The following is an 11308-nucleotide window of genomic DNA, read 5'->3' on the forward strand; positions in this document are numbered from 1 at the left end:
GTTAGCAGTTGTTCTTTAAGAAAATATGATTAACTAAAAGGCAAACAAAGGTACGGGCGGGGCCAATGGAGCTAAAGCTTAGTCAGCCGCGTACCTTAGCCTGACATCAGCCAGCTGCCCGCTATGAACCTCCTACCCGATTTCGATGAAGCTACCGTGCTGCGCGGCCCATTCGTGGCCGGGTTCAGCGACGACGAGTTTTTCGAGTTCTGCCAATCCAACGACACGGCCCGCATTGAGCGCACCGCTAACCACGAAATCGTCATCATGCCCCCCGTAGGAGGAGATTCCAGCGCTGCCAGCGGCGACGCTTACTTTCAGGTTGCACTTTGGAGCCGTCGTCATGGTGGCCGCTGCTTCGAATCGTCAGCGGGATTTAGGCTGCCCGATGGCGCTATTCTATCGCCTGATATTTCCTGGGTAACGGCAGCCAACTGGGAAGTGCTCACGGCTGAGCAACGGCAGAAATTCTTACCCCTTTGCCCTGATTTTGTCATAGAAATCAAATCCCCCTCCGACCGCATCAAAACACTGCAAGCCAAGATGGAGCAGTGGCTGCGCAACGGCGTCCGGCTGGGTTTTCTGATTGATACCGAAACGGAAACGGCTTACATCTACCGGCCCGGCCAGCCCGTAGAAACCGTGCAAGGCTTTAGCAGCGAGCTAAGCGGCGAGCCGGTGCTGCCGGGCTTCCGGCTCGATTTAGGCGAGTTGAGGGGGTAGGGAATCGAATGAGCTACTTGTGAAACGTCTGCTCGCCGGCCTCGATGACCACGCTCATCCGGTTTTCGGCGGGCGGCAGCGGGCAGCTGTATTCCGGATTATAGGCGCAGAATGGGTTGTAGGCGGCGTTAAAATCCAGGGTAATTTCCTGGGCGCCGTCGGCCGGCACGGGCAGGTCGAGGTAGCGGCCACCGCCGTAAGTCTGCTGGCCATTGGTGGCGTCGGCGAAGGGCAGGAACAGCGGCTCCTGAGCGCCGGCGGGCGTCACCTTTTGCAGCAGTTGCAGGCGCTGCTGCTGGGTTTGGCCGGGCAGGGTAAAATCGACATCGGCGTAGTGGCGGTAGGCGTCGGTGCCGCCGTCATTGCGGGCCAGGGTGAGGGTAGGCGTGGCGACCGTGCGGTGCAGGTGGGCACTAACGCGGTAGTTCACGTCGGGCGCGAAGTAGCGCAGGCTGTCAAAGGCCGTCTTTTGAGCGGCAGTCAAGGGTGAAGTGGCAGCGGTGCGAAACTGCTGGTTTTTCTGCTTTCGGGCTTGGTTAATCTGGGCGGCGTAGGCCTTATCGGTGTCCGCTGTTTTGGGCAGCGAGTAGGCTATTATTCCTATCAGCAGCCCGGCCAGCGCAATTTTCTTCCACATAGAACTTTTGTATTTCCTTACAACGTCATTTAGCGCGAAGTTTAAAAAAGTAAGAAGGAAGTTTCGCGAAGTCAGCTACTCGCCTTTGCGAAACTTCCTTCTTACTTTTTTAAACTTCGCGCTAAATGACGCTTACAACATTCCCTCATCGGCGAAGCTGTAGTAGCCGTTATCGGTATAAATCAGGTGGTCGAGCACCGGCAAATCCAGCAGGCTGCCGGCTTCCTTGAGCTTTTTGGTCAGGGCAATATCGGCGGCGCTGGGTTGGCGGTTGCCGCTGGGGTGGTTGTGGACCAGGATGATGGACGAGGCCAGGTTTTCCAGGGCTTCCTTGAAGATGAGCTTGGGGTCGGCCACGGTGCCGGCCACGCCGCCGCGGCTGATGCCGGTCTGGCGCATCACCATATTGGCGCGGTTCAGCGAAATCACCCAGAACTCCTCGTGCGGCAAGTCCATCAGGTGGGGGCGCACGAGGTCGTGGATGTCCTTGGAGCAGGTGATGGTGGTGCGCTTGGTGGCGCCCTGCTCTTTGCGGCGGCGGCCCAGCTCCAGCGCCGCCACGATGCTGATGGCCTTGGCCGGCCCGACGCCCGGAAACCGGCACAACTGCTTGATGCTGAGCCGGGCCAGCTCATTCAAATCGTCATTTACGCCCTGCAAAATCAGCTTGCCCACGTCGACGGCCGAGAGGCTGACCGTGCCCGAGCCGAGCAAGATGGCCAGGTACTCGGCGTTGGACAGGGCGGCCAGGCCCTTGGCCATCAGCTTCTCGCGGGGCCGGTCGTCTTCGGCCCAGCTCTTGATGCCGAGCGCGGGCGGGGGGTAGGCGGCAGCGGGCTCCGGCAGGTCAGCGTCGGCGGGTTCCATGAAACGAGGGGGGTAGGGAAAGCGAAAAGTAAAGCATAAGTTGCCGCCGGCCGTTAAAGTCTCCAATCCCACCTTTTTCTTTCCCATTACCGACCGTGCGAAGTCCTTTCTTTCTCTGGGGAATGCTGGCCCTGATTGTGCTGGCCGAAATCTACGGTTACGTGGCCGTGCGCACGGCATTTGCGCCCGCCTCGGTAGGCGGGCGGCGGGCGATGGCCGTGGGCTACTGGCTGCTGACGGTGGGTACCTGGGCGGTGGCCATCTGGGCGGGCTCGACCCGGCAGACCGGCGCCGTTACGCTCAAGCCCTACCTGATGTGCCTGCCGCTGGTGCTGCTGGCCGGCAAGACCGTAGTCGTCCTGCCCCTGCTGCTGGAAGACGTGGCCCGGCTGGCGGCGCGGCTGTTTTTTCGCGGCTCGCCGGACGCCAACACGGCCGATGAGCCGCTGCTCAGCCGCAGCCAGTTTGTGAGCCGGCTGGCCTTGGGACTGGGCGCGCTGCCAGCCGCAGCGCTGCTTTGGGGCATGATTAAGGGCGCCACCAACTACAAGGTGCGCCGCGTGAGCCTGAAATTTCCGAACCTGCCGCCGGCCTTTGATGGCTTTAAAGTGCTGCAAATCTCGGATTTGCACACCGGCTCGTTTGCCTCGACTGAGCCCTTGCAGCGGGCCGTGGCCTTGATTAATGCCCAGAAAGCGGACCTGATTCTGATGACCGGCGACCTAGTGAACAACATCGCCACCGAGGTAGAGCCCCACATTCCGGCCTTGCAGCAGATTCGGTCCGACTTGCCGAAGTTTTCCAGCCTCGGCAACCACGACTACGGCGACTACGTGCAGTGGCCGAGCCTGGAAGCCAAACGCGAAAACCTGGCCCGACTGGCCCGCAACCACGCCCAAATCGGCTGGCGCCTGCTGCTCGATGAAAGCCAGGTGCTGGAGCGCGGCGGCGACAAAATTGCTATCATCGGGGTGCAGAACTGGAGCAGCCACGCCAACTTTCCCAAGCACGGCAACCTGGCCCAGGCCCACGCCCAAAGCGGCGACGCGCCCTTCAAAATCCTGCTCTCGCACGACCCCTCGCACTGGGAAGCGCAGGTGCTGAACTACCCCGACATCGACCTCACGCTCAGCGGCCACACCCACGGGATGCAGTTCGGTGTGAATCTGCCCTTTATGAAATGGAGCCCGGTGCAGTACGTGTACAAGCAGTGGGCCGGCCTCTACCGGCAGGGTCGCCAGCATCTGTACGTGAACACGGGCTTGGGCTATCTGGGCTATCCAGGGCGGGTAGGGTTTCTGCCCGAAATCACGGTGTTCGAGCTGCGCAGGGCTTGAGGGCTGATGAATATTAAAAATAGTTTATACTTTTCCAGCAACCTCAGCCGTAGGCTCTGCGTAGAGCGGCCCTAACTGATTCTCAGTCTCTTTATTTTCTTTTTCTCATGAAAAACTCCCTCCTTCTGCTGGCCGGCGCGGTGGCCTTCTCGCTCACCTCCTGCTCGCAAGACAAAACCGGCACCACCACGGCCACCGACGGCACTACGACCACAACCACCACCACGACCATGAGCGGCGGCGCCGAGTCGGAAGCCGCGATGGAGGCCCGGGCCCAGCGCATTGCCGATAAGATGGTGGCCGATATGAAGATCACCGACGAGGCCACCAAAACCAAGATTCGCACCGTGTATGTGAACCGCGCCCGCCGCCTGGGCGAAGTGCGCACCAAGTACACGGCTGACACCACCGGCATGGCCACTGCTATGCGCGAGGCTACTACCGAAACCGACACAGAATTTAAAGGCGTCTTTACCGACCCGGCCCAGTACCAGAGCTATGAGACGAGCCGCTCAACCTATGACGAGTCGAACTACGTGGACGACGCAACGAGCGCCGATGGCTCGATGTCGTCGGGCTCCGGCTCGATGAGCAGCGATGGCAGCATGGACGGCAGCACTTCCGGCAGCTCGATGAGCAGCGGCAGCACCACGGATAACTCGGCGATGTCGTCTTCGGATGGCACGATGGACGCCAGCAAGGTGAAAGTGAAGCGCGACGGCGACGTGAAAATCAAGGATTCGGAAGGCAACAAAGCCAAAATCGACGGCGATGACGGCACGATGAAGATGAAGCCGGCTGCCGGCGGCAAAACGAAGGTAGAATAGCCTAGCTGACTAGTTAATTTGGTTCTTATTGGCTGAACAAGGCCTGCATCCGCAACGGTGCAGGCTTTTTTCGTCTCTTTGGATGGTTACTTTGGTGGTGAATTTGTGTTTGGCGGGTTGATGATTAGCATCCTATCGCATTTCTGTACGCCCCGGCCGCATTGGCTGAGCGCCCTGCTGCTGGCGCTGCTAGCCGGCCTGAGTGCCCGGCCGGCCCAGGCTCAACAAACGATGCGAGTGAGCGGCACGGTGTCGGCGGCCGACACCCGGCAGCCGATTCCGGGCGCCACGGTGCAGATTCAGCGCCTGCGGCGCGGCGTGGCAGCCAGTGGCCAGGGCGAATTCAGTGTGGAGGCGCTCTCGACCGACACGCTGCAATTCCGGGCCGTGGGCTACAAGCCGCGGCGCCTGCTGCTGGGCGGCTCCGGCCTGTCGCAGCTCGTGCTGCAAGTCGTGCTCGTGCGCGACAGCGTGCAGCTCGGCGAGGTGCGTGTGACCAGCGACCGGCCCGACCGGGCGGCCATCAACCGGGCTCTGCGCAACCTGCGCAAGCCTCCGCCACCTAAAGTCAGCCAGGTAAAGCGCCCACCCAAGCCCAAGCCATTGTTTCCCAGTGATTCGGCCGCGCCCAAAGCACCCGTCGCGACGCTGGAGAACCCGGTGAGCTTGCTTTACGACCAGTTTTCGCGCGCCGGCAAGGAGCGCCGTAAGATGGAAGCCATTCAGGCCCAGCAAGCCGCCGAGAAGGCGCGGCAGGCGCGGGCCAAGTACAACCGGGTTTTTAAGGATAACCGGGGGTATGAGTAAACTGGCGGCAGTCAGCTTCCCTACCCCCCTGCCCGCTGCCCAATCGTCCGTCATGCGGAGCTTGCGAAGCATCTTATCACGCCTCAACGAGCAGTATACCATTATTTACTGCGTCATTCCAGCGTGATAAGACGCTTCGCAAGCTCCGCATGACGAACCCGAGGGGGTAGGCTTATTGCTTTCCAACTTGCAGGTGGCGCCGACCGAAGACGGGCGGGTGGCTCCCGAGGGGGTAGGCTTATTGCTTTCCAACCCGGCCCCTACCCGGCCCGTAAGCAGGAGCATGAGAATCGGGTATCCCTGCGTGAATGAGGCGATGGATTGCAGCTCGGCCACGACGTTTCGGCTGGCCTCCTATACTGAGGAACGGCTGCTGCCCACGGTAGCGGCTAATCTGACCTGCCTGCAACGACTTTTGGAATGGAACGCGGCCCAGGGGCTGCTGTTTTTTCGCATCAGCTCGGGCGTGGTGCCGTTTGGCTCGCACCCCGTGAACACCTACCCCTGGCAAAGTCATTTCAAAGCGGAATTCAAAGCGCTCGGCGACTTCATCCGGGCCAACGACATGCGGGTTTCGCTGCACCCCGACCAGTTCGTGGTACTCAACTCGCCCGACCCTGACATCGTGCGCCGCAGCATCGATGAGCTGATTTACCAGGGCTCGATGCTGGATTTGATGGAGCTGGACGGGCAGGCCAAGCTCCAGATTCACGTGGGCGGCTTGTACGGCGACCGGGAACTGGCCATCAGCCGTTTCGCGCAAGTGCACGCCACGCTGCCCGAGGCGGTGAAGGCGCGCGTGGTGGTCGAGAACGATGACCGGCTCTTCAGCCTCAAGGACTGCCTGCACCTCCACGAGCTGACTGGCGTACCGATTCTGTTCGATAATTTCCACCATGAATGCCTCAACCACGGCGAAACCATGACCGACGCGCTGCACCTGGCCGCCCAAACCTGGGACCAGGCCCGCGACGGCGTGCTGATGATGGATTATAGCTCGCAGGCCACGGGCGAGCGACGCGGCAAGCACACCGATGCCCTGGTGGACGAGCTGTTCCGCGGCTTCCTGGCCACGCTCGAAGGCCTTGATGTGGACATGATGCTGGAAATCAAAGACAAGGAGGCCAGTGCCCTGCGCGCCGTGACCATCCTGCGCGAGCTGGGCCTGAGCCCCGCCGCGCCCGACCGGCCCATCCCGCCCCTAACCCTACCCCCCGACCCCGACGCGCCGGTAAAAAAGCCCCGCGCACCGAAAGAGCCCAAAGCCGCAGTTCCGGAGGGGGCGACATCCAAGAAGAAACCGGCGAAAAACAAGCAGCCCGGAGTATCAGCCCTAGGTGACGCAGTCGATTTTCCTACTCCCCCTGCCCAACCCCAAAAAGCCCGCGCCCCGCGCAAGCCCAAGCCGGTTGAGTTGGTGGCGAATGCTGCCGCGCCAGCCACCTCGACTCAGAACTCATAACTCAAACTTGTAACTTTCTCCAAAATGCCAGCTGCCATCACCCACGACCACCTCAACGCCACGCTCCATGCCCTGCAAAACGGCGTGACGGGCATTCCCATCAGCGCGGCGATGGATAACACCGAAGTCTGGCAGCAGCAGCTCTGGCAGAGCGGCGATGTTGACTTACAGCACGTTGCCCGCGAATTTGGCAACCTGCAATCTTTGCTCACCAGCGAGCGGCTTGATGGGGCGGCCATTGCCAGCAGCCTGAGTATGCTTGGTGACCAAACCAGCCAGGCCAGCGCCAAAGCCCCCGCCGAGCTGAAAGCGGACCTCATTAAGCTGGCCGATGCGCTCCGCCGCGCGGGCGGCGACATGGCCGCCGCGGTCAGCGCGAAAGCAGCTAAGAAAAAATAACCATCATACTCGCTGACCGCTGAAAAGCCCTGCACTGGTTTCGGTGCAGGGCTTTTTAAGTCGTTGAGCAAGCAGTGTTGGCGCTATTGATGGGGCAGCGGCGGGTTGCTCTGGGGGACGTTGCTGCTGCCGGTGCTGGAGTTGCGGCCCGGCACCACGTCGGTGGACTGCCGGCGTTGGCGGGCCGGCCGCAGGGGTTGCTCGCGTATATCGGGGCGGGCGGTGGGACTGCGGTCGGGCGTGGCAACGGGCACGGCGGCGCCATTATCGGCGGGCAGGCGGCTGGGTTGGGCGTCGCGGTTGGTGGGCGTGCGCTGAATTTCGGGCGGGCCCTGGATGGTGCTTTGGTTCAGAGCCGGGTTGAGTGGTGCCACGGTAGTCTGGCCCTGGCTGCCGCCGCGCACCGGCTGGCTGGGGTCGAACGGTACGGTTTGGGCGAAGGCGGCCGGAGCGATGAGCAGGACAGCGGCCAGCAGGTAGAGTTTCATAGGTTTTCGGAGTAAAGTGAGGAAGTTATTTCAAAAAGCAGACAGTCTGGACACCAACCTTTAGCATAGCGAAAAACAAAGGCCAGCCACCCTTGGGTAGCTGGCCTTGATTACGTAGGCAGCCGCGAAACAGCCGCTTAGCTGATTCTTACATGGCCGAAGACTTCATCTTCGATTTGGTGTTGCGCTTGGTAGCCTTGGCTTTAGTCGAGCGGCCATTGCTGGCTTTGGTCGTGGCGCGGGTCGAGCGACGGGTGGTGCCCATGCTGCCCGATGATGACGTGTTGCCACTGCCACTGCCCATCGTGCCGCTACCGGTGCCCACCGTGCCACTGCCACTAGTGGTGCCGGTGCCCATTGTGCCCGTGCCGCTGGTTGTACCCATCGTACCGCTGGTAGTGCCGCTGGTGCTTCCGCTGGTCGTGCCCATCGTGCCGCTGGTAGACGTACCACTAGTAGAGGTGCCGCTGGTGGTGCTCATGGTGCCACTAGTCGTACCCATCGTGCCGCTGGTTGAGGTACCACTGGTCGTACCCATAGTGCCACTGGTTGAAGTGCCGCTGGTGGTGCCGGTGCCGCTGGTAGTGCCCGTGCCGCTGGTCGTACCAGTACCCGTGCCGCTGGTAGTCTGGCCAAACGAAGCCGTGCCGAAGCCCAGGGTCAGCAGGGCAGCAGCGAGGAAGATTTTGGTGGTTTTCATGATGATGTTGCGTTAAAATGAAGAAAGAAAACGGAGCAGCCAGGCCCCTTTTGGTATACTAAAACTCGTCATCTTGCAGTGATACGTAATACATTGCGCTTAAGGTTACCTGATACCAGGCTTTTCAGCCTAAGCTCAAGTGTAATACAGTCAGGCGGTTATTTATGCAAGACCAGTAATGGTGAAGAACATAGCGCGGAGAGTTGGCCAGGCTGCCGGTTCCCCATCCGGCGGCGACTGGCCCGAAGGAGCGCTAAATTTCTTACCCTCTGCTATTCCCGCCTCGTCGGCCGGAGACAGCTACGTCCCGGTGCGTATCTGGCGCGCACAAGCGGCCCGGCAGTTTTTGCTGCCTGATTTCCCTACCCCCTGCCCCACTTTAAACCCCCACCCCCGCATGAAATACGTTTTCCGCCCGGCCCTGCTGCTGTCGCTAGGGCTGCTGACGGTGCCGCTGCACGCCCAGCAGCAAGCGCCCCCTACCCCCTCGGCCGCCGCCCAAGCCTCCGACCCGGCTATGACCAAGTTCGTCGACAACTTACTGAGTAAAATGACACTGGAGGAGAAAATCGGCCAGCTGAACCTGATAACGGTGGGCTTCGACGTGACCGGGCCGGTGGTGAGCAAGGACGTGGACGCCAACATTCGCCAGAGCCGGGTCGGCGCCGTGCTCAACACGTTCACGCCGGTGGCCGCGCGCAAGCTCCAGGCGATGGCGGTGAAGGAAACGCGGCTGCACATTCCGCTGATTTTTGGCTACGACGTCATTCACGGCCACCGCACCATTTTCCCGATTGCGCTGGGTTTGTCCAGCTCCTGGGATTTGCCCGCCATCGAGCGCAGCGCCCGCATCGCGGCCGAGGAAGCCAGCGCCGACGGCATCAACTGGGTGTACTCGCCAATGGTGGATATTGCCCGCGACCCGCGCTGGGGCCGCATCTCGGAGGGCGCCGGCGAAGACCCGTATCTGGGCTCACTCATTGGCCGCGCGATGGTGCGCGGCTACCAGGGCCCCAACAATGACCTGAGTAAAAACAACGCCGTAATGGCCTGCGTCAAGCACTTCGCCCTCTACGGCGCCGCCGAAGCCGGCCGCGATTACAACACGACCGACATGAGCCTGGTGCGCATGTACAACGAGTACCTGCCGCCCTACAAAGCGGCTGTCGACGCCGGCGCGGGCTCCATAATGAGTTCGTTTAATGACATCAACGGCGTGCCCGCCACCGGCAACAAATGGCTGATGACCGACTTGCTGCGCCGCCAGTGGGGCTTCCAGGGCTTCGTGGCCACCGACTACACGGCCATCAATGAGATGACCAGCCACGGCCTGGGCAACGACGCGCAAACGTCGGCCCTGGCCCTGAACGCGGGCATCGACCAGGATATGGTGGGCGAAGTTTTCCTGAAAAACCTGGCTCAAAACCTCAAGGCTGGCACCGTCACGCAGGCTCAGATTGACCTGGCCTGTCGCCGGGTGCTGGAAGCCAAGTACAAGCTCGGCTTGTTTAAAGACCCTTATCGGGGCGTCAGCGAGAAGCGCGCCAAGGCTACGATTATGAAGCCGGAGTTCGTGGCTGATGCCCGCGCCATTGCCCGCAAAAGCCTGGTTTTGCTCAAAAACAGCAACAACGCGCTACCGCTGAAAAAGACGGGCACCATTGCCTTGGTCGGCCCGCTGGCCAGCCGGCAGCAGGACGTAATTGGCTCGTGGAGTGGCGCTGGCGACTGGAAGCAGGCCGTATCGGTGGAGCAGGGCCTGCGCGCCGCCGCGCCGGGCCTGAAAATCGTGACCGCGCAGGGCGCCAACGTGACCGACGATGCGCAGATGATTGAGCGCCTCAACGCCCACGGCGGCGAGTTGAACATCGACAAGCGTTCTTCCGAGGAGCTGATTCGCGAAGCCGTGCAGGCCGCGCAGGGCGCCGACGTGGTGGTAGCCGTGGTGGGCGAGTCGCAGGGCATGACCGGCGAGGCCGCCAGCCGCGCCGACATCGGTTTGCCCGGCCAGCAGCTGGAACTACTCAAGGCACTCAAGAAAACCGGTAAGCCGCTGGTGCTCGTGCTCATGAACGGCCGGCCGCTGACCCTGCCCTGGGAAGACCAGCACGCCGACGCCATCCTCGAAACCTGGTTTGCCGGCTCGCAGGCTGGCCACGCCATTGCCGACGTGCTCTTCGGCGCCTACAACCCCAGCGGCAAGCTCACGGCCACGTTTCCGCGCTCGGTGGGGCAGGTGCCGATTTACTACAACGCCAAGAGCACCGGACGCCCCTACGCCGGCGACAAGCTCGACAAGTATAAGTCGCGCTACCTCGACGTGCCCAACGACCCGCTCTACCCCTTCGGTTACGGCCTGAGCTACACTACCTTCCAATACGGCAAGCCGGAATTGAGCACGGCCACGCTCAGCCCCGGCGGCACGCTCGAAGTACGCGTGACGGTGCAGAACACCGGTAGCTACGACGGCGAGGAAACCGCCCAGCTCTACGTTCGCGACCTGGTGGGCTCCATCTCGCGCCCCGTGAAAGAGCTGAAAGGCTTCCAGAAAGTGCAGCTCAAAAAGGGCGAAAGCCGCACGCTCACCTTCCGCCTCACGCCCGAGGACTTGAAATTCTATAATAACGACCTGCAATGGGTGAGCGAGCCCGGCGAGTTTCAGATCTTCGTCGGCGGCAACTCCCGCGACGTACAGATGGTACCGTTCACGCTGGCGGCACAGTAGCCGCAGCGCAGGTTTGTTCAATGTTACAGGAGCAAAAAGGCCCGACAGCCATAGCGGTTGACGGGCCTTTTTGTTCTCGTAGCAGGCTTTGGTTGAAAGCAAGGGGGTAGGGATTTCTGGGTGCCAACCTGGAAATCCCTACCCCCCTCTTCCGCCCCAAAGCCTTGGAAGCGGTTTGCGTTAGCAGAAACGCGGTAGAGGCGCAATATTTTGCGCCTCGTCGTTGAACGACCGCCACCAAGCATTCGCAGTGTCATCGTTCAACGACGAGGCGCAAGATGTTGCGCCTCTACCTTGTCAGACAAGTAACGCAAACTGCTTCTTATAAGGTTACGC

11 protein-coding genes are annotated in these 11308 nt (G+C 61.4%); 7 read left to right on the forward strand and 4 right to left on the reverse strand.

The genetic code is table 11. The features are described 5' to 3' along the window. Positions 1–123 precede the first annotated feature (123 nt). A complete protein-coding gene (locus ACFE70_RS04565) occupies positions 124–723 on the forward strand; it encodes a Uma2 family endonuclease (RefSeq protein ID WP_375416536.1) in 600 nt (199 codons plus the stop codon). 13 nt (positions 724–736) lie between these two features. Here the strand turns inward: ACFE70_RS04565 and ACFE70_RS04570 are convergent, their stop codons facing one another. Together ACFE70_RS04570 and radC are read right to left on the reverse strand one after the other, a co-directional pair. Further along, on the reverse strand, positions 737–1360 hold the full coding sequence (locus ACFE70_RS04570) for a DUF1684 domain-containing protein (RefSeq protein ID WP_375416537.1): 624 nt from the start codon (positions 1358–1360) through the stop codon (positions 737–739). Positions 1361–1492: 132 nt separating this feature from the next. Beyond that, positions 1493–2227 carry a DNA repair protein RadC gene (gene radC, locus ACFE70_RS04575; protein ID WP_375416538.1) on the reverse strand — a complete coding sequence of 245 codons (735 nt, stop codon included), beginning with the start codon at positions 2225–2227 and terminating at the stop codon, positions 1493–1495. 95 nt (positions 2228–2322) lie between these two features. Here radC and ACFE70_RS04580 point away from each other — a divergent pair, with 95 nt between their 5' ends. The 5 genes from ACFE70_RS04580 (at position 2323) to ACFE70_RS04600 (ending at position 7059) form a co-directional block, all read left to right on the forward strand. Then, positions 2323–3564 (forward strand): metallophosphoesterase, encoded by a 1242-nt coding sequence (locus ACFE70_RS04580; RefSeq protein WP_375416539.1) that lies wholly within the window; start codon positions 2323–2325, stop codon positions 3562–3564. Positions 3565–3671: 107 nt separating this feature from the next. Next, entirely contained in the window at positions 3672–4391 is a 720-nt protein-coding gene (locus tag ACFE70_RS04585) for a hypothetical protein (protein WP_375416540.1), read from the forward strand. Positions 4392–4511: 120 nt separating this feature from the next. Continuing rightward, positions 4512–5198, forward strand: a complete 687-nt coding sequence (locus ACFE70_RS04590; RefSeq protein ID WP_375416541.1) for a carboxypeptidase-like regulatory domain-containing protein — start codon at positions 4512–4514, stop codon at positions 5196–5198. Between the two features lie 193 nt (positions 5199–5391). Next, the gene (gene uvsE, locus ACFE70_RS04595; RefSeq protein WP_375416542.1) at positions 5392–6660 is read left to right on the forward strand and encodes a UV DNA damage repair endonuclease UvsE; all 1269 of its coding nucleotides are present in this window, start codon (positions 5392–5394) and stop codon (positions 6658–6660) included. A gap of 24 nt (positions 6661–6684) precedes the next feature. Further along, positions 6685–7059, forward strand: a complete 375-nt coding sequence (locus ACFE70_RS04600; RefSeq protein ID WP_375416543.1) for a hypothetical protein — start codon at positions 6685–6687, stop codon at positions 7057–7059. An 83-nt stretch (positions 7060–7142) separates the two neighbouring features. Here ACFE70_RS04600 and ACFE70_RS04605 read toward each other — a convergent pair whose 3' ends face one another. Both ACFE70_RS04605 and ACFE70_RS04610 read right to left on the reverse strand, forming a co-directional pair. Beyond that, positions 7143–7547, reverse strand: a complete 405-nt coding sequence (locus tag ACFE70_RS04605) for a hypothetical protein (RefSeq protein ID WP_375416544.1) — start codon at positions 7545–7547, stop codon at positions 7143–7145. Positions 7548–7695: 148 nt separating this feature from the next. Next, positions 7696–8247, reverse strand: coding sequence for a hypothetical protein (locus tag ACFE70_RS04610; protein ID WP_375416545.1), 552 nt, complete (start codon positions 8245–8247; stop codon positions 7696–7698). A 397-nt stretch (positions 8248–8644) separates the two neighbouring features. On the opposite strand from ACFE70_RS04610, the gene bglX reads away from it, so the two are divergent. Continuing rightward, positions 8645–10972 (forward strand): beta-glucosidase BglX, encoded by a 2328-nt coding sequence (gene bglX, locus ACFE70_RS04615; protein WP_375416546.1) that lies wholly within the window; start codon positions 8645–8647, stop codon positions 10970–10972. Positions 10973–11308: the final 336 nt, after the last annotated feature.

Origin of the sequence: uncultured Hymenobacter sp. (assembly GCF_964243305.1) — a bacterium.
GTDB lineage: Bacteria > Bacteroidota > Bacteroidia > Cytophagales > Hymenobacteraceae > Hymenobacter.